The organism is Zobellella taiwanensis (assembly GCF_003012795.1).
Taxonomy (GTDB): domain Bacteria; phylum Pseudomonadota; class Gammaproteobacteria; order Enterobacterales; family Aeromonadaceae; genus Oceanimonas; species Oceanimonas taiwanensis.
The window spans coordinates 92,959-112,735 of the sequence record NZ_PXYH01000009.1; the positions used below are offsets into that span (position 1 = coordinate 92,959).

20 protein-coding genes are annotated in these 19,777 nt (G+C 66.2%); 7 read left to right on the forward strand and 13 right to left on the reverse strand.

The window, feature by feature from the left end; translation table 11 throughout:
• Positions 1-35: 35 nt before the first annotated feature.
• From C7I36_RS08365 to C7I36_RS08380, 4 genes are all read right to left on the reverse strand, one after another.
• Positions 36-1,085, reverse strand: a complete 1,050-nt coding sequence (locus C7I36_RS08365) for an NADP(H)-dependent aldo-keto reductase (RefSeq protein ID WP_106453267.1) — start codon at positions 1,083-1,085, stop codon at positions 36-38.
• Positions 1,086-1,146: 61 nt separating this feature from the next.
• Positions 1,147-2,136: a sensor domain-containing diguanylate cyclase gene (locus C7I36_RS08370; RefSeq protein ID WP_106453268.1), complete on the reverse strand. Its 990-nt coding sequence runs from the start codon at positions 2,134-2,136 to the stop codon at positions 1,147-1,149.
• Entirely contained in the window at positions 2,133-2,942 is an 810-nt protein-coding gene (locus tag C7I36_RS08375; protein WP_106453269.1) for an alpha/beta fold hydrolase, read from the reverse strand. The genes C7I36_RS08370 and C7I36_RS08375 overlap by 4 nt, the downstream gene beginning before the upstream one ends.
• Before the next feature lie 127 nt (positions 2,943-3,069).
• Positions 3,070-4,980, reverse strand: a complete 1,911-nt coding sequence (locus C7I36_RS08380; protein ID WP_106453270.1) for a PhoX family protein — start codon at positions 4,978-4,980, stop codon at positions 3,070-3,072.
• A 97-nt stretch (positions 4,981-5,077) separates the two neighbouring features.
• On the opposite strand from C7I36_RS08380, the gene C7I36_RS08385 reads away from it, so the two are divergent.
• Complete coding sequence (locus C7I36_RS08385; protein ID WP_106453271.1) at positions 5,078-5,431, forward strand: hypothetical protein; 354 nt, start codon at positions 5,078-5,080, stop codon at positions 5,429-5,431.
• Positions 5,432-5,518: 87 nt separating this feature from the next.
• On the opposite strand, the gene C7I36_RS08390 is transcribed toward C7I36_RS08385, so the two are convergent.
• Positions 5,519-5,953 (reverse strand): hypothetical protein, encoded by a 435-nt coding sequence (locus C7I36_RS08390; RefSeq protein WP_106453272.1) that lies wholly within the window; start codon positions 5,951-5,953, stop codon positions 5,519-5,521.
• Positions 5,954-6,141: 188 nt separating this feature from the next.
• Complete coding sequence (locus C7I36_RS08395; protein WP_106453273.1) at positions 6,142-7,248, reverse strand: GNAT family N-acetyltransferase/peptidase C39 family protein; 1,107 nt, start codon at positions 7,246-7,248, stop codon at positions 6,142-6,144.
• 138 nt (positions 7,249-7,386) lie between these two features.
• On the opposite strand from C7I36_RS08395, the gene C7I36_RS08400 reads away from it, so the two are divergent.
• Positions 7,387-8,853, forward strand: coding sequence for a RimK family protein (locus C7I36_RS08400; RefSeq protein ID WP_106453274.1), 1,467 nt, complete (start codon positions 7,387-7,389; stop codon positions 8,851-8,853).
• A gap of 3 nt (positions 8,854-8,856) precedes the next feature.
• Here the strand turns inward: C7I36_RS08400 and C7I36_RS08405 are convergent, their stop codons facing one another.
• The 3 genes from C7I36_RS08405 to msrA are packed head-to-tail and all read right to left on the reverse strand — an operon-like array spanning position 8,857 to position 12,038.
• The gene (locus C7I36_RS08405; protein WP_106453275.1) at positions 8,857-10,938 is read right to left on the reverse strand and encodes a putative bifunctional diguanylate cyclase/phosphodiesterase; all 2,082 of its coding nucleotides are present in this window, start codon (positions 10,936-10,938) and stop codon (positions 8,857-8,859) included.
• A gap of 12 nt (positions 10,939-10,950) precedes the next feature.
• Positions 10,951-11,421: a peptide-methionine (R)-S-oxide reductase MsrB gene (gene msrB, locus C7I36_RS08410; RefSeq protein WP_106453276.1), complete on the reverse strand. Its 471-nt coding sequence runs from the start codon at positions 11,419-11,421 to the stop codon at positions 10,951-10,953.
• The gene (gene msrA, locus C7I36_RS08415) at positions 11,421-12,038 is read right to left on the reverse strand and encodes a peptide-methionine (S)-S-oxide reductase MsrA (protein ID WP_106453277.1); all 618 of its coding nucleotides are present in this window, start codon (positions 12,036-12,038) and stop codon (positions 11,421-11,423) included. Before msrA ends, msrB begins: the two co-directional genes overlap by 1 nt.
• Positions 12,039-12,218: 180 nt before the next feature.
• On the opposite strand from msrA, the gene C7I36_RS08420 reads away from it, so the two are divergent.
• The gene (locus tag C7I36_RS08420; RefSeq protein WP_106453278.1) at positions 12,219-12,998 is read left to right on the forward strand and encodes a TSUP family transporter; all 780 of its coding nucleotides are present in this window, start codon (positions 12,219-12,221) and stop codon (positions 12,996-12,998) included.
• A gap of 7 nt (positions 12,999-13,005) precedes the next feature.
• Here the strand turns inward: C7I36_RS08420 and C7I36_RS08425 are convergent, their stop codons facing one another.
• On the reverse strand, positions 13,006-13,848 hold the full coding sequence (locus tag C7I36_RS08425) for a LysR family transcriptional regulator (protein WP_106453279.1): 843 nt from the start codon (positions 13,846-13,848) through the stop codon (positions 13,006-13,008).
• A 147-nt stretch (positions 13,849-13,995) separates the two neighbouring features.
• Between C7I36_RS08425 and btuC the strand changes: the two genes are divergently transcribed.
• Together btuC and C7I36_RS08435 are read left to right on the forward strand one after the other, a co-directional pair.
• Positions 13,996-15,003, forward strand: coding sequence for a vitamin B12 ABC transporter permease BtuC (btuC, locus tag C7I36_RS08430; protein ID WP_106453280.1), 1,008 nt, complete (start codon positions 13,996-13,998; stop codon positions 15,001-15,003).
• On the forward strand, positions 14,990-15,739 hold the full coding sequence (locus tag C7I36_RS08435; protein WP_106453281.1) for an ATP-binding cassette domain-containing protein: 750 nt from the start codon (positions 14,990-14,992) through the stop codon (positions 15,737-15,739). The genes btuC and C7I36_RS08435 overlap by 14 nt, the downstream gene beginning before the upstream one ends.
• Positions 15,740-15,956: 217 nt before the next feature.
• Here the strand turns inward: C7I36_RS08435 and C7I36_RS08440 are convergent, their stop codons facing one another.
• Positions 15,957-16,997 (reverse strand): 3-deoxy-7-phosphoheptulonate synthase, encoded by a 1,041-nt coding sequence (locus C7I36_RS08440; protein ID WP_106453282.1) that lies wholly within the window; start codon positions 16,995-16,997, stop codon positions 15,957-15,959.
• Positions 16,998-17,102: 105 nt separating this feature from the next.
• The gene (locus C7I36_RS08445) at positions 17,103-17,513 is read right to left on the reverse strand and encodes a VOC family protein (RefSeq protein WP_094041277.1); all 411 of its coding nucleotides are present in this window, start codon (positions 17,511-17,513) and stop codon (positions 17,103-17,105) included.
• A 73-nt stretch (positions 17,514-17,586) separates the two neighbouring features.
• On the opposite strand from C7I36_RS08445, the gene C7I36_RS08450 reads away from it, so the two are divergent.
• Positions 17,587-17,889 carry a putative quinol monooxygenase gene (locus C7I36_RS08450; protein WP_106453283.1) on the forward strand — a complete coding sequence of 101 codons (303 nt, stop codon included), beginning with the start codon at positions 17,587-17,589 and terminating at the stop codon, positions 17,887-17,889.
• A 3-nt stretch (positions 17,890-17,892) separates the two neighbouring features.
• Here C7I36_RS08450 and C7I36_RS08455 read toward each other — a convergent pair whose 3' ends face one another.
• The gene (locus tag C7I36_RS08455) at positions 17,893-18,888 is read right to left on the reverse strand and encodes an LLM class flavin-dependent oxidoreductase (RefSeq protein ID WP_106453284.1); all 996 of its coding nucleotides are present in this window, start codon (positions 18,886-18,888) and stop codon (positions 17,893-17,895) included.
• Positions 18,889-18,998: 110 nt separating this feature from the next.
• Between C7I36_RS08455 and C7I36_RS08460 the strand changes: the two genes are divergently transcribed.
• Positions 18,999-19,484 (forward strand): prolyl-tRNA synthetase associated domain-containing protein, encoded by a 486-nt coding sequence (locus tag C7I36_RS08460; RefSeq protein WP_106453285.1) that lies wholly within the window; start codon positions 18,999-19,001, stop codon positions 19,482-19,484.
• The last annotated feature ends 293 nt before the right edge of the window (positions 19,485-19,777 follow it).

The window sequence follows — 19,777 nt, forward strand, 5'->3', positions numbered from 1 at the left end:
CTCCCGAATGTGAGCAGTGTCGCCCCGGGCGGCGTTCAGGGGGCCGGGTTGGGGTACTGGCGGTGCAGCTCGGCGATGGCCTGGCGCAGCTCGGGGCCGAGCTCAAGGTGTACCGAGTCGATGTTTTCCCGGAGCTGGGCCAGGCTGGTGGCGCCGATCAGGTTGCTGGTGACGAAGGGACGGCTGTTGACGAAGGCCTGGGCCAGCTGGGCCGGAGTCAGGCCGTGCTCCCGCGCCAGCGCCACATAGGCGGAGGTGGCGGCCCTGGCCTGGGGACCACTGTAGCGCTGAAATCGCTGATAAAGCGTCAGGCGGGCCTGCTCCGGGCGGGCGCCATGCTCGTACTTGCCGCTCAGCATGCCAAAGGCCAGTGGTGAATAGGCCAGCAGGCCCACCTGTTCGCGCAGGCTGAACTCGGACAGGCCGATTTCGAAGGTGCGGTTGAGCAGGTTGTAGGGGTTCTGGATGGCCTGGATGCGCGGATAGCCGAGGGTTTCGGCGGCCCGCAGAAAACGGTGCACGCCCCAGGGGGTTTCGTTGGACAGGCCGATGTGACGGATTTTACCGGCCCGCACCAGTTCGTCGAGCACCGCCAGGGTTTCCTCTATGGGGACGGTGTCGCCCTCGTCCAGCTGCTCAAGGCCGAGCTGGCCGAACATGTTGGTGCGCCGGTCCGGCCAGTGCAACTGGTACAGATCGACATAGTCGGTGCGCAGCCGGCGCAGGCTGTCGTCCAGGGCCCGCACTATGTTGGCCCGGTCGAGCATGGGCTTACCCTCACGAAAATAGGAGGGGCGCTGGGGGTCATGGGCCCGGCCGACCACCTTGGTGGCCAGCACGATTTTATCGCGCTGGCCCCGCGCCGCCAGCCAGTTGCCGATCATGGTTTCGGTGCGCCCCTGGGTTTCCTGGCGTGGCGGTACCGGGTAGAGTTCGGCGGTATCAATAAGGTTGATGCCCGCCTCGAGCGCCAGGTCGAGCTGGGCATGGGCCTCGGCCTCGGTATTCTGCTCGCCCCAGGTCATGGTGCCCAGGCCTATCAGGCTGACGCGGATGTCGGTATTGCCCAGTGGTCGGTATTTCATGCTTTCCCTCGAAGACTGCTGTGCCGATGCGGCCAAGCATAACAGCAAAGGCGGGCGGGGATCACCCCGGTGCGGTTTCGTCCGGCGCCGTCTGGACCTGGTTGCGGCCTTGTGCCTTGGCTCGGTAAAGGGCCTGGTCGGCCCGGCTGAACAGGCTGCTCTGGGTGTCGTTCGGGCCTACCTCGGCCAGCCCCAGGCTGATGGTGACCTGGCCCCAGGGCCAGTCCAGGGCGGCGATATGGCGGCGCAGCCGCTCGGCCACGGCCAGGGCGGCGGCCTGATCGCTGCCGGGCAGGATGACCGCGAATTCCTCGCCGCCGACCCGGGCCAGCCAGTCCAGATCCCGCAACTGTCCCTTCAGCTCCCCGGCCACGGTGTGCAGCACCCGGTCGCCCATGTCGTGGCCGTGGCGATCGTTGATCTGCTTGAAGTGATCGATATCGGCCAGCACCAGGCTGAACGGCTGATGCTGGCGCTGAAACAACGACAGCTGCATGCCCAGCTCGCGCTCGTAGACGCGCCGGTTGTACAGCCCGGTCAGGGGATCCGTGGTGGCGAGCTGTTCCAGCTGCCGGTTGAGCTCGGTCAGCTGCTGCTGCTGCTGCTCCAGTGCGGCCCTGGCCTGCTCCAGCTCGCGGTAGGCCTGCTCCTTGTGGCGCATGGCCTGCTCGGCGGCATGGCGCGCCTGCAGCAGTTGCTCTTCGAACAGGTGGCGACGGTGGATGGGCATGATGGCCAGGTCAAAGGCCCGGCCCCGGGCCAGGTCGCGCCGGCGGGCGTTGAGCAGCACCGGCAGCTCGCCGCCGGGGGTTTTCAGCCGCAGGTAGACTTCATCGATGTACCCCTGCTGCTGCAGTGAGGGCAGGATCTGGGCCAGGTAGTATACCCGGGCCGAAGCCCCGAGCAGCCGGTCCAGGGGGGCGCCCAGCAGGCGGTCGGCGTCCTGGCCGAGCCAATCCGCAAGGGGGGCGTTGATGAAGCGGATGCGGTTGGTTTCATCCACCGTCAGCAGGCCGCAGGGTTGCTGGTGCAGCGTGGGCGGAAGCGTCATGGCCGGGCGTTCAGCTCCTGGTGGATGGCGTCGATAACCAGGCGGGGATGGCTCACCTGGGGATAGTGGCCGCTTGCCGCCAGCCGGTGCAGGCGGCAGCGGGGCAGCCGGCGGGCCAGGTAGTCCACCGCGGTCAGCGGCACTATGATGTCCGATTCGCAATACAGCACCGAGGTGGGCAAGGACACCCGGGGCAACTGGGCGCGGATGTCGCACAGGAAGGTGGCCTCGGCGAAGCGGCGGCTGATCACCGGATCGGCGGCGAGAAAGCTGCGCCGCAGGCCGTCCGCCAGCTCGGGGCGATCCGGATTGTCCATGACCCGGGGCGCGAGGTAGCCGGCCCATTCGAAGCGGTTGCGTTCCATCATGTCGAGCAGGTCGGCAATGTCGGCCCGCTCGAAACCGCCATGGTAGTCCTCGTCGTTGAGGTAGCGGGGCGAGGGACCAAGGGCGATCAACTGCTCGAAACGGCCCGGTTCGGCGATAGCCGCCAGCATGCCGATGGCGCCGCTCACCGAGTGGCCGACGAAGGTGACCGGCCCCGGCGCCAGGGCCGCGGCTACCTCGAGCACATCCAGGGCATAGCCGTCCAGCGTCTGGTAGCGCTGCTCGTCGTAGGCGCCGGGGTCGGCGCGGCCACAGCCCACATAGTCGAACGTCACTACCCGGTAGTCCCGTTCGAAGGCGGGCGCGACCTGGCTCCAGATTTGCTGGTCGCAGCCAAAGCCGTGGCCGAACACCAGGGTGCGCTCGCCCTGGCCCGAGCAGGTGACATGGTTGCGTGTGAGAATGAGGCTGGCATTCATGGCATGGCGTTCCGCTGGATGATGGCCTTGTTATTGTGGCGATATTCGCCGGCGAGATCCAATCCGGACAGGGGCGGAAATAAAAAACGGGACCCAGAAGGCCCCGTTTGGCAGCGAGTGAGCGGACTCAGGCGCCGATCACACCGCCGTCCTTGCGGGTGACTATCATGACGCTGGAGCGGGGAGTGCTGTCGCCGCCCAGGGGGAAGTGGGAGCCGGCCAGCTCTTCGCCCGGGTGCTGGATGCCCACGAACAGGGTCTTCTGATCCGGGGTAAAGGCCAGGCCGGTGACCTCACAGGCGATGGGCCCGGTGAGGAAGCGGCGGATCTCGCCGCTGGCCGGATCGGCGCACAGCATCTGGTTGTTGCCCTGGCCGGCGAAGTCGCCTTGGTTGGAGTAGTTGCCGTCGGTCTGGATCCACAGCCGGCCGCCCTGGTCGAAACCGATGCCGTCCGGGCTGTTGAACATATTGTCGGCACTGACGTTGGCGGAGCCGGCGTAGAGGCTGTCGTTATGCACTTCGGGGTTGCCGGCCAGCACGAACAGATCCCAGTCGAACCCGGCGGCGGTGTGGCGGCCATCCGCCGGGCGCCAGCGCACGATCTGGCCGTAGTGGTTTTCGGCGCGGGGGTTGGGGCCGTCCACCGGCTGGTTGTCCTTGGTGCCCCGGTTCTTGTTGTTGGTCAGGGTGCAGAACACCACCGGCTCGGTGGGGTGGGCCGCGACCCACTCGGGCCTGTCCATGGTGGTGGCACCCACCTGGGTGGCGGCGAGGCGGGCGTGGATCAGCACCTCGGCCTGGCTGTTGAAGCCGTTTTCCGGGGTCAGGCCGTTCTTGCCGAAGGAGAGTTCAATCCATTCGCCCTTGCCCTTGAGTTCACCCTCGGCGCCGCTGTGGAACTTGGCCACGTAGAGGGTGCCCTCGTCGAGCAGGTTGCGGTTGGCAGCCTGGTCGTTGGGGTTGTACTTGTGCTTGCTGACGAAGCGATAAATATGCTCGCCGCGCTCGTCATCGCCGAGATACACCACCACCTGGCCGTCCCGGTCGATCACCAGCTCGGCGTTCTCGTGCTTGAAGCGGCCGAGGGCGGTGCGCTTGACGGGAGTGGACGAGGGATCCCTGGGGTCGATTTCCACCACCCAGCCGAAGCGGTTGGGCTCGTTGGGGTGCTTGGCCAGGTCGAAGCGCTCGTCGAAGCGGTGCCACTGGTAGCCCGCATCTTCCGCCGCCACGCCGTAGCGGGCCAGGGCAGGGGGGAGCTCGATGTCGCCGTCGGTGCCGAAGTAGCCGTTGAAGTTTTCCTCACAGGTGAGGTAGGTGCCCCAGGGGGTCATGCCGTTGGCGCAGTTGTTAAAGGTGCCGAGCGCCCGCTCGCCCTTGGGATCGGCGCCGGTCTGCAGCAGGGCGTGGCCCTTGGCCGGGCCGCTGATGGCCATGGGGGTGTTGGCGTCGATGCGGCGGTTATATTGGCCGTCCTTCTCGAAGCGCCAGCCCTCGGCCTGCTTTTTGAGGGTGATGACGGACACGCCGTGGGCGGCCTGGGCACGCTTGATGTCGTCCTCGCTCATGGCCTTGCCCTGGTGCGGGAACATCAGCTCGTAGTTGGTGTATTCGTTGTTGATGGCCAGGATGGCGGTGTTGTCGTCCACCGGGAAAAAGCTCATGCCGTCGTTGTTGTCGCCGAACTGGCCGGCCTGGTCGGCAGCGCTGTTGCCGCCGCCGTTGATGAATTCGGCCACGTTGGAAAACAGGGGATCGCCCCAGGAGATCAGGCGCTCCACCTGGTAGCCTTCCGGCACCACTATGGTGTCCTGGGTGCTGGTCGGCACCGCCTTGAAGCCCAGCAGCGGGCTGTTGCCGGTGGCGGCGGCGATGGCGCGGGAAACCGGTGAAGCGGCGAAGAAGGCGGCGGCACCCAGGGCCGCGGCCCCGCCCAGGAAACGGCGGCGGCTCAGGCTATGCTCCACCATCTGGGTGAACTCGGGGGTCTGATGGCGCGGGTGATTGCGTTCGTCCTGCTGTTCAAACTGGCTCATTTTTAAATTATCCTTTGCTCACATGGGGTTAGAACGCGGCCATGGTAGAAGCCCAAGATGGCAGTTTGATAACAGACAGATGACAGGAAAAGGAAAGATGAAAATACAGACCGCCGATACCCTGGCCAGGATCATCCTTATTGTGCAGGCCATACTGATCCCCGTGCTGGTACTGGGCAGTGGCCTGCTGATGCAGCAGGGGCTGGCCGAGGGAGGGCCGGCGCCGGCCCTGACCGGCCCCATGCTGTGGGGATTTCTGGTACTGATAAGCCTGGCCTGGATCTGGCTGTGCCGGCGGGCCTGGTCCGGTTACCTCTCCGACGGCGGCATGCTCCGTCAATGGCCTTTCTGGGTGCTGGTGGCGGTGCAACTGCCGTCCTTCCCCCTGGGCACCCTGATGGGGGCGGGCCTGATCTTTCTTAAGATAAAGTTCCACCCGCGCCGCCAGTAACAACAAGGCCCTTTGCGGGCCGCCTGCGCTCCGGGGGCGAATTAGGTCGAGCAAAAGAAAGCCCGGCTTGCGCCGGGCCCGGGAAGTTCAGTCATCCCAATGGCGGTGCTTTTTCTTCCACTTTTTCTTTTTGCCGTGATGGTAGTGATGGACTTCCCGGCGGTGGTTGTCGCCGGACCTGGCGCCCAGGGCCGAGCCGGTGGCGCCGCCGATGCCGGCGCCAATCAATTGACCGTTGTCGCCGGCCAGGTTTTTGCCCAGCGCCGCGCCGCCCAGGGCTCCCACGGCACCACCCAGGGCGGCTTCGTTCTTGTTGCCCCGGTTGGCGGTGGCGGCACCGCCGGCGGCGCCGCCCAGGGCGGCTCCCACCAGGGCACCGGTGTCACCGCCCATCTGTTTGCCGAGCAGGGCCCCGGCGGCCCCGCCGGCGCCACCGCCGATAAGGGTATTGAGGCTTTCACCGGCCAGGGCGGGCGCGGTGCCGAGCAGCAGCAGGCTAAGGGCAAGGCTTTTGTGCAACATGATGAAAGGTCTCTGTCGGTTCAACTTGGGCCCAGTATACAAGGCCGCCGGAAGAGCAAAAGCGCGGCCGCCCCGGGGCCGGCTTGGCGCAGGATCGAGAATTTAATTACAACTATTTGATATTAATATGATTTTTTTGATACTTTCCGGCGGCAACGACAGTCCATGACCGACAGCTCCTGTCCGCTTCAGGCCTTGTATACCCACACCAGGGTGCGCAGGCCGTTCTGGCCGTAGCGGGCCAGGCGGTCGAAGCGGCTGCGCTCTATCGGCAGGTATTGTTTGTCCACCGGGCTTTCGCCGGCATCGTCGTCGATGTCCGGATCGTGGATATAGACGAATTCCTTGTCCATGGCGCACACCAGCACCCAGTGGGGGGCCTTGCGTCCGTCCAGGTGGTAGGTGCTGATCAGCACCAGCGGCAGCCGGCCCAGGGCCAGTCCCTGCTCCAGTTGCTCCAGGCTGAAGCTGCCGTATTGGGGCCTCATGCCAAGCCCGGCCATCTGGGCCAGGAACTGTTCGTGCACCCGTTCGAGGATCAGCTTCTTGTCGGGGGTGCGCACGCTGCTGACGAACAGCGGCCCCTGCTGGTTGAGCATCAGCTCCACCTCGAAGCCGCGCCGCCTGGCGGCCAGGGCCAGACCATGGGGGCCGCAGCCGCCGTGACCCCGAGTCATGAAGATGGTGGTGGCCTCGCGCCACAGCTGCAGCTCTTCGTCGATTTCCGGCCGGTAGTCCGGGTCCAGGGCGCTCACCGCCATCATCAGCGAGGCCGGACCGCAGGTGAATTCGGTGGTCTGACGATAATAGGGCACCGCCTTGGTGCCCGTCAGCGGGTGGTAGTGGTGAACCCGTTTCTGGTAGCGCAGGGCGCTCTGGTGATCCTCGTAATAGTCGTGGAAGACCCCGAACTGGCGGTAGCCGAGGGACTGGTAGAGGTTCTGGGCGGCGGTGTTGTCGGCGCGCACCTCCAGGCGCATGAACACGGCGCCCTTGTCCCTGGCCCCGTCCTCGGCGGCCAGCATCAGGGCGCGCCCCAGCCCCAGGCCGCGGGTGTCGGGGGCCACCGCCACCGAATAAATCCGCGCCAGGCGGGTGTTGCGGCGAAACAGTACCAGTATGTAGCCCTGGAGCTGGCCCGCTATCTCGGCCACCAGCAGCAGGTCCTGGGGATGTTCGATAAAGCGCTGGAAGCTGCGCCGGCTGATCCTGTCCTGTTCAAAGCAACGGGTCTCGAGGGCGAGCAGGGCGGTGAGTTCGGACTTGCGGGCGGGGCGGACGAGGGGTGCGGACATGGGTCACCGGATGGGCCAGATGAATGCTTTCAACATACGTCAAAAATATTCCGCCAGCGAGCAAATTTGCATGCCCCGGGACGGGATTGGGGGTAGAGTGGAAAGCCTCCATTTTGGCAGCCAACACGGATTTTCCCCATGACCCAACTGATCCTGGTGGTGGATGAACTCAGCGCCTGGGAACCCTATTTCCCTTCCGAAAACCTGGTCGACTTCGAAACCTACCTCAAGCAGGCGCCGGCCAAAAACGCGCCCCGCACCCGGGTGATCAACCTGTGCAAGACCGGCAAGTACCTGTCCAACGGCTATTATTGTTCGCTGCTGGCGGAAGCCCGGGGCCAGCATGTGATCCCCTCGGTATCGACCCTCAACAACCTGCGCAACAAGGGCCTGTTCGCCTTCGGCTTCGACGGCGTGTCCGAGGCGCTCGACCAGTGGCTGGCCGGCGGCGAGCCGGTAAAACAGCTGAAAATCAAGAGCTACTTCGGCCACTGCCAGGTGCCGGGCCTGGCCGGCCTGTGCCGGGAGCTGTTCGAGCGGCTGCCGTGCCCCGTCATGGAGCTCGGCTTCAAAAAGCGCACCCACTGGGAGCTGACCGGCCTGGCCACGCTGTCGCCCCGGGATCTGGCGGGGGAGGAGGAGGATCAGTTTGCCAACGCCCTCGAGGCCTATTCCCGCATCATCTGGCGCAAGCCCAGGTCGGTGAAGCGCTACCGCTACGATCTGGCCATGCTGGTCAACCCGGACGAGGAACTGCCGCCTTCCGATCCCAAGGCGCTCAAGCGCTTCGTCAAGGCGGGGGAGCGGGCCGGGGTGAACGTGGAGCTGATCACCCGCAAGGACTACCAGCGGCTGGCGGAGTACGACGGCCTCTTTATCCGCGAGACCACCGCCATCGACCACCACACCTTTCGTTTTGCCCAGAAGGCGGAGCACGAGGGCCTGGTGGTGATCGACTCGCCCACCTCCATACTGCGCTGCGCCAACAAGATCTTCCTGGCGGAGAGTTTCGCCAAGCACGGGGTGCCCACGCCGAAGACGCTGATGGTCAACCCCAAACAGAAGGATGCCGCCGACTGGCTGGAGCGGGAGCTGGGCTACCCCCTGGTGTTGAAGATCCCCGACGGCGCCTTTTCCCGCGGGGTATACAAGGTGGCCGACAAGGCGGCCCTGGTCGATACCCTGGCCAAATTGCGCAACGCCTCGGCCCTGGTGCTGGCCCAGGAGTATTTTTTCACCGAGTTCGACTGGCGTATCGGGGTGCTCAACCACCAGCCGATCTTCGCCTGCAAATATTTCATGGTGAAGGGGCACTGGCAGATCTACCGCCACAACGGCGGCGGCCAGGAGGCGGACTCCGGCGGTTTCGTCACCCTGCCCACCTTCGAGGCGCCCAAGGCGGTGATCAACGCCGCTCTCAAGGCGGTCAGGCCCATCGGCGACGGCCTCTACGGGGTGGATATCAAGGAAGGCAAGGGCCGGGTGGCGGTGATCGAGGTGAACGACAATCCCAATATCGACCACGGGGTGGAGGATGCCTTTCTCAAGGACCGGCTCTACGACATGGTGATCGAGGATTTCGTACGCCGGCTGGAGGCGGATTGAGCCTCAGCCGCCGGCGAACCTGTCCTTGAGGTCGACCCAGAGGGCGTTGCCCTGCCAGCCCCGGATCCAGTCCGGGATGCGTTCGGCGGGCATGGGCTCGGCGATGCCGTAGCCCTGGGCGAAGCGACAGCCCAGACGCAGCAGCAGGGCCGCCAGCTCCGGGCTTTCCACCCCTTCGGCCAGCACCGGCCGGTGCACGCTGTGGGCCAGGTGCAGCATGCTGCTGACCAGGCTGAGATCGTCGCTGTTGGTCAGCATATCGCTGATCAGGCTGTGATCCAGCTTGAGCAGGTCGAGCGGCAGGCTGCGCAGGAACGACAGGGCCGACAGCCCGGTGCCGAAATCGTCCAGGGCGATGCGCACCCCCAGGCGGTGGCAGCGCTCCAGTACCAGGGCGGCCTGCTGGGGATGGTGGAGGGCGGCCACTTCCTGCACTTCCAGCTCCAGCCGCCCGGGCGCCACCGCCGGATGGCGGGCCAGGGCCTGCTCCAGCTGGTCGGCAAAGTCGGCCTGCAGCAGGTGATCGGCGCCGATATTGAGGCTCACCTCCAGCACCAGGCCCTGGTGCTGCCAGAGATCCAGCTGGTGCAACACCTGCTCCAGAACCCAGCGGCCGAGCTGGGATTCGAAGCGGGTGCCGTTCAGCTGGGACAGAAAGGCGCCCGGCACCAGCAGGCCCTGCTGGGGATGCTGCCAGCGCAACAGGGCTTCCAGGCCGACCAGATCGCCGTTGTGCAAATCCACCTTGGGCTGGTAATAAAGCCTGAACTGATGCAGCAGCAGCGCCTGCTCCAGTTGTTGCAACTGCAGCTGGCGGGCGTGCTGGTGCTGTTGCTGGGCCGAGTCGTAGCAGCGATAGCGGTTCTTGCCGCCCTGTTTGGCCAGGTACATGGCCTGGTCCGCGTGCTGCAACAACAGATCGGCCTCGACCTCGTCGTCCGGGTAAAAGGTGACGCCGATACTGGCCGACACCCGCGCCTGGCCTTCGTCCAGCCGCACCGGCTCGGCCACGGTGGCCAGCACCCTGGGCATGACCGAGGCCAGATCGTCCCCCGGCGGCAGATCGGCGAACAGCAGCACGAATTCGTCTCCGCCCAGCCGCGCCAGGGTGTCGTAGGGACGCAGTATCTGCTTGAGCCGGCGGCTGATTTCGATCAGCAACCGGTCTCCCGCCGGGTGGCCGTACTGGTCGTTGACCTGCTTGAAGCCGTCCAGATCCAGGTAGCAGACCGCCAGCCGGGTGCCGTGGCGGTGGGTGCGGGCCATGGCCTGCACCAGGCGGTCCGCCAGCAGGCGGCGGTTGGGAATGCCGGTCAGGGCGTCATACTGGGCGATGTGCTCGAGTTCGGCGTTTTCCGCCCTGAGCTGGCTGATGTCGCTGAACAGGGCCAGGTAATGGCCAACCCGGCCCTGTTCATCGCACAGGGCCGAAATGGCCAGCAATTGGGGATAGATGTCGCCGCCCTTGCGCCGGTTCCAGACCTCGCCGCGCCAGCGGCGCTGCTGTTCGAGGCTGCGCCACATCTCCCGGTAGAAGCTGTCCGGGTGGCGGCCGGAGGCGAGCAGGGCCGGGGTGCGGCCGAGCAGCTCGGCTGCCTCGTAGCCGGTGATCCGGCAGACCGCGGGGTTGGCGAGCAGGATACGGCGGCGGGCATCGGTGATCAGGATGCCGACGTCGATATTGTCGAGGATGCGCGCGGCCAGGCCGAGCTGGGTTTCGACCAGCTGGCGCCGGCGCAGGTCCTGGCCGATGAAGAGGCGGACGCCGGGCAGCTCCAGCAGGGTCCACAGGCCCGGGCAGGAGCGGCCCTGGCTGTCCCGGGGCGACCATTGATGAAAACCGGCGGCGGGCCGGCGGCCGAGCACCTTTTTGACCGCCCGGCGGGCGGCGGGATCCGGAAACAGCAGGGCCAGGGGCGAGGGACCGGCCAACTGGCCGGCGTTCCAGCCGAGCCAGCGCGTGATTTCCCGGTTCCACAGCAGGCAGCGGCCCTGGTGATCGAAAGCGCACACCGGCAGGCTCAGTCCGGCGAGCTGTTCGGCGAAGGGGGCGAAATCCGGGGAGCTGGGGGTACGGCCGTCCATGGCTGGCTGTCCTCAAAGGAAGTCGGTTTCTCCGCGCCTGAGCGGGTCCGGCTTGGGGGCGCCCGCGGCACAGAAATCGAGGGAGGCCGAATTCAGGCAATAGCGCAGGCCCGTTGGCGGAGGGCCGTCGGGAAACACATGGCCCATATGGCCGTCGCAGCGGGCACAGCGGATTTCCACCCGGCGCATGCCGTGGCTGAGATCCACCAGCTCACGGATGTGATCCGGATGATAGGGTGCGTAGAAGCTGGGCCAGCCGGAGCCGGACTCGAACTTGCAGGCGGAGGAAAACAGCGGCAGGGCGCACAACCGGCACACATAGCTGCCGTCGGCATGGTTGTCGAGCAGGCCGCCGCAAAAGGGCGGTTCGGTGCCCTGGCTGAGCAGGATGTGCCGCGCCTGGGGATCGAGGCCGGCGGCCAGTTGTTCGAGTTGCTCCGGGCCGGGCGGGCTGAGGTCGTAGGGGCTCGGGGTTTGCGCCATTATTGTATTTCCTTTTTCAGCCGGTCCGGATAGTAGTGCCGGATTTTGGCCACCTTGGGTTGGGCCACGGCGGCAATATAGGGTTGGGCGGGGTTGGCCGCCGCGTAGTTCTGATGATAGTCCTCCGCCGGATAAAATGCCTCCAGCGGCTCCAGGGTGGTGACGATGGGGGCCCGGAATGCGCCTTGGCGCGCCAGCAGGGCGATATAGTCGGCGGCCAGGCGGCGTTCGTGCTCGTCCTGCCAGAAAATGGCCGAGCGGTACTGGCTGCCGATGTCGTTGCCCTGGCGGTTGAGCTGGGTGGGATCGTGGGCGATGCCGAAAAACACCTTGAGCAGGGTGGCGGGGCCGATGCGGGCGCTGTCGTAGCGCAGGCGGATCACCTCGGCATGGCCGGTGGTGCCGCTGCACACCGCCTGGTAATTGGCGGTGTCGGCGCTGCCGCCGGCATAGCCGGACACCACCTCGAGCACGCCCTCGAGCTGGCGGTAGACCGCCTCGGTACACCAGAAGCAGCCGCCGGCCAGCACCAGGGTGCGTTCGCCGCCGTTACGCAGGGCGCTGTCGTCGAGGTCGGGAAAGTCGCCGGGCAGCAGGCTCAGTACGGAATCCGTCATGGTTGGGGTCTCCTCGTGGATATGAGGCTACGTTACCATAGCCGCCCGCCGGGCTGAATGGCGAAAGCGGATTGAGGTACTGATGAAAAACAGGAATAGGTTTGAGTCTTTGCTTTCGCTGTCGCAGCGTGTGCCATCCTGCTAGGCTGGGCGCCCTTTGCTTGCTAAGTTCGGATTCTCATGGAACTGGATCTCCTGACCCTGGGCCTGCTGGCCCTGGCCGCCCTGCTGGCCGGATTTATCGATGCCATCGCCGGCGGCGGCGGCCTGATCACGGTGCCGGCGCTGCTGGCCACCGGCATGCCGCCGACCATGGCCCTGGCCACCAACAAGCTGCAAAGCAGCTTCGGCTCCTTTTCCGCCACCCTGTATTATCTGCGGCGGGGCCTGATCGACTGGCGGACCATGAAGTGGGCGGTGGCCTGCACCTTCATCGGCAGCACGCTGGGCACCCTGCTGGTGCAGCGCATCGACGCCAGCCTGCTGCAAAAGGTATTGCCCTTCCTGCTGGCCGCCTTTGCGCTCTACTTTTTGTTTTCGCCCCGGGTCGGCGACGAGGATCGCCAACGCCGCCTGGGCCTGGTCCCCTTCGCCCTGCTGGTGGGCACGGGAGTGGGTTTTTACGACGGCTTTTTCGGCCCCGGCACCGGCTCCTTCTTCGCCCTGGGGTTTATCGCCCTGGCCGGCTTCAGCATGGCCAGGGCCACGGCCCATACCAAGCTGCTCAATTTCACCTCCAATATCGCCTCCCTGCTGTTCTTTATCCTGGGCGGCCAGGTCGCCTGGGTGGCCGGCCTGTCCATGGCGCTGGGGCAGTTCGTCGGCGCCCGGCTGGGCTCGAAAATGGTGGTGACCCGGGGTACCCGCATCATTCGCCCCATGCTGGTCACGGTGTCGCTGGTAATGTCGGTGCGGCTGCTGTGGCAGCAGCACCCGGAATGGTTCGCCTGGCTGGGGTAGCAAGGAATCAATCCAGCCCGGCGAAATGGCGCTCCAGGGCCGCCATCAACCGGGCCAGCCGGTCCCGCTTGCGCGAGCTGGGCCGGAACACCAGGCTGACCGGCCGGCTCAGGGGGACGGGCGGGGCATGGCGGCAATCGTGCCCGGCCCCCATCAGCCGGGCCACCCCGAGCGGCACCACCGCCGGCGCCACTCCCGCCCGGCCCAGCTCGGCGGCGGCGAAGTAGGAGTCCATCTGCATCCAGGGGATGAGGCCGCTGCCGCGCAGCCGGTGCTCCAGGTAACGGTTGGCGGGGTTGCCGAGATCGATGGTGACCACGTCCAGCGGCCGGCTGAAGTCGGGTGGGGACGGCGCCACCAGCACCATTTGCTCCTCCAGCAGGGGCACCACGTCCAGTCCCCTGGCCTGCAGCACCTCGCCGGCACAGAGGCCGAGGGCGGCATCGCCGGCCCTTACCCGCTCCAGGATCACCGGGGTATGATGGGTCGAAAAACGCAGGTAGGGGTCCTGGCGCAGGTAGTCCTTGAGCAGGGAACCCAGGTAACCGGCCAGTATGGTTTCCGAGCAGGCGATGGCCAGCGGCCGGCTGTCGGTGAGCTGCTGGCTGTCGAACAGCTGGCCGCGCAATTCGTCGAGGCTGGGGCCGATGCGTTCCAGCAGGGCCTGGGCTTCGGCCGTCAGCCGCAGCTGGCGGCCATCCGGCTCCACCAGCTTTTTGCCCAGGCGCGCCTCCAGGTTGCTGATCCGCTTGCTTACCGCCGACTGGGTGATATAAAGCCGTCCGGCCACCTTGCCCATGGTCTTTTCCTGGGCCAGCAGGTGCAGGGTTTCCAGTCCTTCAAGCAGCATATGATCACCTATTCCGGTAGGGAATAGCCGATTCTAGCAGGCCGGCGGCGACAAAGCAGGCCGTCCCTTCGCCGGGTTGCGGCCGGCGCGGTTTTGCCCCCGGGCCCGGGATGGTAACATGGCGGCTTTTCCCCAAGAGAGGCCGCCGTGCTGACCGCCCTGCTGACCACGCAACAACGCAAATACCGCCACTGGCTGCTGGTGCTGTCCCTGGTGCTGGCCACGGCCATGCTGCTCAGCCTGCAGCTCGGTGCCGTGGGCGTGGGCATAGAGGCCCTGTGGCGGCCGGTATCGGCGCTGGAGCAGCAGGTGTTCTGGCAGTTGCGCCTGCCGCGTACCCTGCTGGCGATGCTGGTCGGCGCCAGCCTGGCCCTGTGCGGCGCCGTGCTGCAGGTACTGCTGCACAATCCCCTGGCCGAGCCGGGGCTGATTGGCATTTCCAGCGGCGCCAGCCTGGCGGCGGTGCTGACCCTGTCCCTGGGCGCCTGGTTCGGGCTGGCACTGCCCTGGTGGAGCCTGCCGCTGGCGGCCTTCGGCGGCGCCCTGGTGGTCACCACCCTGCTGATGGTGCTGGCCCGGCGCCGGCTGGGCCAAGGCGCCCTGCTGCTGTTCGGGGTGGCGGTGGCCATTTTTGCCAATGCCATCCTTACCTGGCTGCTGTACCTGGCCGACGACGCCTCGCTGCGTACCTTCCTGTTCTGGATGATGGGCAGCCTGGGCCATGGCCAGCCCCTGTCCTGGTGGTGGTGGCTGCCGGCGCTGTTCACCCTGGCCTGGCTGCTGTGCCAGGGACGGCGGCTCGATCTGCTGGCCCTGGGCGAAAACCAGGCCCGCCTGCTGGGGCTGGACGCCCACCGGCTGCGGCCCCGGCTGGTACTGGCGGTGTGCCTGCTCACCGCCTTCAGTGTGGCCATGGCCGGAGTGATCGGCTTTGTCGGCCTGGTGGTGCCCCACCTGCTGCGGCTGCTGGCCGGCGGGCGGCAACGGTTTTTACTGCCCGCCTCGGCCCTGGCCGGCGCCAGCCTGCTGACCCTGGCCGACGTGGCCGCGCGCCAGACCCTGGCGGTGGGGGAGCTGCCCATCGGCGCGGTCACCGCCAGCCTGGGGGCGCCGGTGTTTATCTGGCTGCTGGTGCGTCGCCATGCTGTCGCTTGAGGCGGTGCAACTGGCCGGCCGGGTCGGCCCGATCAGCGCCGAGCTGGCGGCGGGCAGGCTGACCCTGCTGCTCGGCCCCAACGGCAGCGGCAAATCCAGCCTGCTGGCGGCGGCGGCCGGCCTGCTCGACGGCCAGGGCGAGATCCGGCTGGCGGGACGGCCGCTGCGCGCCATGGCCCTGTCCGAACTGGCCCGCCGGCGGGCCATGCTGGTGCAGCATGCGCCGCTGCCCGCCGGGCTGCGTGGCTACGAGTTGCTGGCCCTTGCGGTGGCGCCCCTGGGCGAGGTGAGCGAGGCGGCCTGCCTGGCCATGGCCGAACTCGGCGAGTACCTGGGACTGGCCTCGCTCTATCCGCGGTTGCTGGCGGACCTGTCCGGGGGGGAGCAGCAGCGGTTGCAGATCGCCGCCACCCTGTTGCAGGTATCGCCGCGCATCAACCCCGAAGCCCGGCTGCTGCTGCTGGATGAACCCCTGGCCGGGCTCGACTGGCAGCATCAGCTGGCCACCCTGCGGTTGTTGCGCCACTACGCGGGCCTGGGGCTGGCGGTGGTGGCCTCCATTCACGATATCAACCTGGCCTGCCAGTACGCGGACGAGATCTGGTGCCTGCACAAGGGCCGGCTGGTGGCCCAGGGCGGCCCCGGGCTGTTGACGCCGGCGCTGGTGGCCGAGGTGTTCGGCGTCCGGGTACGGCTGCTGGAGCAGGACGGCGCCCGGCTGCTGTTGCCTGACTAAAGCTGGAAGCCAGGTGCCGGAAGCTGGAAGAAAAAACCTTGTGGATGTGGCATCGGGCTTGTTCTTAAACAGGGTGTTGCCTGGCTTTGCACAGGTTGATGCGACACAGCCCCGTACGGGCATCAGGTGACCGAATGGGGCGCGGGCGGCCCGCCTGCGCTCCAGGGTTGCCGCCTTTGTTGATTGAGCGCCGTCTTGTTGGCCATTAGTTCAGCTTCTAGCTTTCAGCCTGGTACAGCATCGCCAGCAGTTGTTCGCTGTCCGCCCAGCCCAGGCAGGCGTCGGTGATGCTCTGGCCGAACACCTCGGCCCTGCCGTTCACCACCTCCTGGCGGCCTGGCTCGATAAAGCTCTCGGCCATGATGCCGGCAATATGGGGGCTGCCCTGGCGCAGCTGGCGGCAGATGTCTTCTGCCACCGGCAACTGGCGCTGGTGCTGCTTCTGGCTGTTGCCGTGGCTGAGATCCACCACCAGCCGGGGCGACAGCCCGACTGCGGCCAGCCCCTCGGCCGCCTGGCGGATGCTCTCTGCATCGTAATTGGGCGCCTTGCCGCCGCGCAGGATCAGGTGGCCGTAGGGGTTGCCGTCGGTCTGGTAGATGGTCATGCGGCCGTCCTTGTCCGGCGAGCAGAAGATATGGGGGTGGCTCGCCGCCCGCACCGCGTCCAGGGCGATCTGGATATTGCCGTCGGTGCCGTTCTTGAAGCCCACCGGGCAGGACAGGGCCGAGGCCATTTCCCGGTGCACCTGGGACTCGGTGGTGCGCGCGCCGATGGCGCCCCAACTGATCAGGTCCGCGATATACTGGCCGGTCACCATATCCAGGAATTCGGTGGCGGTGGGCAGGCCCAGGGCATTGATGTCGCACAACAGCTTGCGCGCCAGGCCCAGGCCGGTGTTCACATCGAAGCTGCCGTCCAGGTGCGGATCGTTGATCAGCCCCTTCCAGCCCACTATGGTGCGCGGCTTTTCGAAGTAGGTGCGCATCACAATGCACAGTTTGTCGGCGTAGCGGGCGCGCAGGGGCGCCAGCCGTTCGGCGTAGGCCAGGGCGGCGGCCGGGTCGTGGATGGAGCAGGGGCCGATGATCACCAGCAGCTTGTCGCTCGCGCCGGTGAGGATGGCTTCAATCTCGGCCCGGGCGCCGAGCACGGTCTGGGCCATGGCGTCGGACAGGGGGTATTGTTCGCTCAGCTGGTGCGGGGTGATCAGGGCCGCCAGCCGGCGACTCCTCAGTTCATCGGTATGCAGGGACATAGGTTTCTCTAAAAGCAGGAAAAATCGGGGTGCGTACGCACTATGTCCTTACCATAACGGAAAGCCGTGGCAGGGAAAACCACGGCGAAGGGGGAAAAGCGGGATTTATTCCGGCCGGCTGAAGCGCTGGCCGGAAATGGCCGGATGATAGAGGGGCTGGATCACGTTGCCGGCGGGATCGGTAAGGTGGAAGCTGCGGGCGCCGTCGCCATGGTCGTGGGGCCGGTCCAGCAGGGTGACGCCCTTGCTCTGGAAGTACAGGTACCACTGCTCCAGCTCTTCCTTGCTGTCCACGATAAAGCCGAAGTGATCCATGCGCTGCACGCCGCTGGCGGGCAGGTCGGCGCGGCCCAGGGAGAGGTTGTCGTTGCCGCAGCTGAGGTACACCAGATCCGCATGGGCCCGGTTCAGTATTTCCATGCCCATGATCTCGGTGTAGAACTGCACGCATTCTTCCAGGTTGGGCATGGTGAAGGCGATATGGCGCATGCCGTTGAAGCGGCCGGGTCGGTCCATGAGAGGCTCCTTGGAATTGGCAATAATAATTGTGTACTATTTGTTTAAATTAAATAAACAAATGGAGTTTACAATGTATTCAATTATTGTCAAAACCAGGCTCAAGCCGGGCACTGCCCAGGCCTTTCTCGACGCCATGCTGCAAAACGCCGCCGCCTCGGTGCGCGACGAGCCCGGCTGCCACACCTTCGACGTGCTGCAGGACCGCGCCGATCCCGAACTGTTCTGGCTCTATGAAATCTACCAGGACGAAGCCGCCTTGGCCGCCCACAAGGAAACCCCGCACTACCAGGCGAGCCGCGCCGTGGTGAATGAGCTGATTGCCGAGCAGTCGGTGATCCGCGCCGACGTGCTGGCGGTCAATCCGACCCGTTAACTCTCAGCCCACCAAGTCCGCCAGCAACGACAGGCTGTGGTGGCGGGCGGCCTGATCGTAAATATCGGATACCAGCATCAGCTCGTTGGCGCCGGTCCGGGCCAGCAGTGCTTCGAGCTGCTGCGCTACCCGGGCCGGACTGCCGATGACGGCGGCGCCGAGGAAACCCTCCACCCCGCGCTGCTCGTGGGGCAGCCAGCGCTGGTCCAGGTCGGTGACCGGCGGCTGCAACAGGCGGCCTTCGCCGCGCAGCAGCGACAGTACCTTCTGGCGCGCCGTGCTGGCCAGGAACTCGGCCTCCCGGTCGCTGTCGGCGACGATGGCCGGCACGCCCAGCATCAGGTAGGGCTCGGCCAGCACCTCCGAGGGCCGGAACCGGTCTTTATAGATGGCCACCGCCTCATGCAGCATGCGCGGCGCGAAGTGGGAGGCGAAGGCGTAGGGCAGGCCGAGCTGCGCCGCCAGCTGGGCGCTGAACAGGCTGGAGCCGAGCAGCCAGATGGGCACATTGGTGCCGGCGCCGGGGATGGCCATCAGCTTCTGGCCATGATGTGCCGGCCCCAGCAGCTGCCGCAACTGCTGAACCTGTTCGGGAAAGTCCTCGCCGTCTTCCGGCCGGCGGCGCAGGGCGCGCATGGTATCGGGATCCGTGCCCGGGGCCCGACCCAGGCCCAGGTCGATACGCCCGGGGTAAAGGGTGGCCAGGGTACCGAACTGCTCGGCCACCACCAGGGGCGGGTGGTTGGGCAGCATGATGCCGCCGGAGCCGACCCGGATGCGGGCCGTGTGGCCGGCGATATGGCCCACCAGCACGGCGGTGGCGGAGCTGGCGATGCCGTCCAGGTTGTGGTGTTCCGCCAGCCAGAAGCGCTCGAAGCCGAGGCCCTCCACATGGCGGGCCAGGGCGACCGAGTTGGCGATGGCGTCGGCGGCGTCGAAACCGCTACGGATATGCACCAGGTCCAGCACGGACAGTTTGACCTTGGATAATAGACTCATAAATGGTAATGGTATCGATTGAAACAATAACCCGATAACAACATATTTTGCCCGGGATCGCCATCCGCAGTGGATATGGCTTGTGTCCCGGCAGCTACCGGAGGAACCCCATGGACATGATGGCGCGGCTGGCCGGCTGGCAGATCCGGCCGCCGCTGATTGAACATCCGCCGCTGCCTACCTGTGCCGATGCCGACCGGCTGCTGGTGGACAGGCCCGGCACCCGGCTGAAAAACCTGTTCCTGCGCGACAACTACGGTCGCCGCCATGCCCTGCTGCTGACCCGGCCCGGCAAGCAGGTGGATCTCAAGGCATTGTCCCGCCAGCAGGGCTGGTCGCGCCTCGGCTTTGCCTCGGCCGAGCGGCTGCAGCGCTACCTGGGGGTGGCCCCGGGTCATGTCTCGGTGCTGGCGCTGGTGAACGACGTGGCGCAACAGGTGGAGCTTTGGCTGGACGAGGAACTGAAGGACGGCGACGACTTTCACTGCCACCCCCTGCGCAATACCGCCACCGTGCTGCTGAGCCGTAGTGATTTACTGCGCTTCACCGGGCAGACCGGGCACACTCCGCTCTGGCTGCCGGTGCCTTCTTTTTAAGGGATTGGGGACTGGGGAATAGGGACTGGTCACGAGTCGCCAACGAGGACGGAATGCGAAGCATCAGTGCGGTTGCACTCCGCCGACACGCTTCAAGTACTTGTAACGCTCGAAAATGCCATCCATGGCATTTTATGGTCGGCTCCGGCAATCCCCACTGCTGCTTCGGTCAACATTGGCGTTGTTTTCAGCGACCAATCCGCTCCGAGTGCTGAAGACAAAGGGTGTCTGTTTAGCCGACCCTCTGCGCCATGGATGGCGCAGCGGAGCCCCCATGGAAGGTTTACGGCGTG

Bases quoted from the DNA above. Each gene is read 5' to 3' on its own strand.
- C7I36_RS08365 (WP_106453267.1), bottom strand. From the start codon at position 1,085: ATGAAATACCGACCACTGGGCAATACCGACATCCGCGTCAGCCTGATA.
- C7I36_RS08370 (WP_106453268.1), bottom strand. From the start codon at position 2,136: ATGACGCTTCCGCCCACGCTGCACCAGCAACCCTGCGGCCTGCTGACG.
- C7I36_RS08375 (WP_106453269.1), bottom strand. From the start codon at position 2,942: ATGAATGCCAGCCTCATTCTCACACGCAACCATGTCACCTGCTCGGGC.
- C7I36_RS08380 (WP_106453270.1), bottom strand. From the start codon at position 4,980: ATGAGCCAGTTTGAACAGCAGGACGAACGCAATCACCCGCGCCATCAG.
- C7I36_RS08385 (WP_106453271.1), top strand. From the start codon at position 5,078: ATGAAAATACAGACCGCCGATACCCTGGCCAGGATCATCCTTATTGTG.
- C7I36_RS08390 (WP_106453272.1), bottom strand. From the start codon at position 5,953: ATGTTGCACAAAAGCCTTGCCCTTAGCCTGCTGCTGCTCGGCACCGCG.
- C7I36_RS08395 (WP_106453273.1), bottom strand. From the start codon at position 7,248: ATGTCCGCACCCCTCGTCCGCCCCGCCCGCAAGTCCGAACTCACCGCC.
- C7I36_RS08400 (WP_106453274.1), top strand. From the start codon at position 7,387: ATGACCCAACTGATCCTGGTGGTGGATGAACTCAGCGCCTGGGAACCC.
- C7I36_RS08405 (WP_106453275.1), bottom strand. From the start codon at position 10,938: ATGGACGGCCGTACCCCCAGCTCCCCGGATTTCGCCCCCTTCGCCGAA.
- msrB (WP_106453276.1), bottom strand. From the start codon at position 11,421: ATGGCGCAAACCCCGAGCCCCTACGACCTCAGCCCGCCCGGCCCGGAG.
- msrA (WP_106453277.1), bottom strand. From the start codon at position 12,038: ATGACGGATTCCGTACTGAGCCTGCTGCCCGGCGACTTTCCCGACCTC.
- C7I36_RS08420 (WP_106453278.1), top strand. From the start codon at position 12,219: ATGGAACTGGATCTCCTGACCCTGGGCCTGCTGGCCCTGGCCGCCCTG.
- C7I36_RS08425 (WP_106453279.1), bottom strand. From the start codon at position 13,848: ATGCTGCTTGAAGGACTGGAAACCCTGCACCTGCTGGCCCAGGAAAAG.
- C7I36_RS08435 (WP_106453281.1), top strand. From the start codon at position 14,990: ATGCTGTCGCTTGAGGCGGTGCAACTGGCCGGCCGGGTCGGCCCGATC.
- C7I36_RS08440 (WP_106453282.1), bottom strand. From the start codon at position 16,997: ATGTCCCTGCATACCGATGAACTGAGGAGTCGCCGGCTGGCGGCCCTG.
- C7I36_RS08445 (WP_094041277.1), bottom strand. From the start codon at position 17,513: ATGGACCGACCCGGCCGCTTCAACGGCATGCGCCATATCGCCTTCACC.
- C7I36_RS08450 (WP_106453283.1), top strand. From the start codon at position 17,587: ATGTATTCAATTATTGTCAAAACCAGGCTCAAGCCGGGCACTGCCCAG.
- C7I36_RS08455 (WP_106453284.1), bottom strand. From the start codon at position 18,888: ATGAGTCTATTATCCAAGGTCAAACTGTCCGTGCTGGACCTGGTGCAT.
- C7I36_RS08460 (WP_106453285.1), top strand. From the start codon at position 18,999: ATGGACATGATGGCGCGGCTGGCCGGCTGGCAGATCCGGCCGCCGCTG.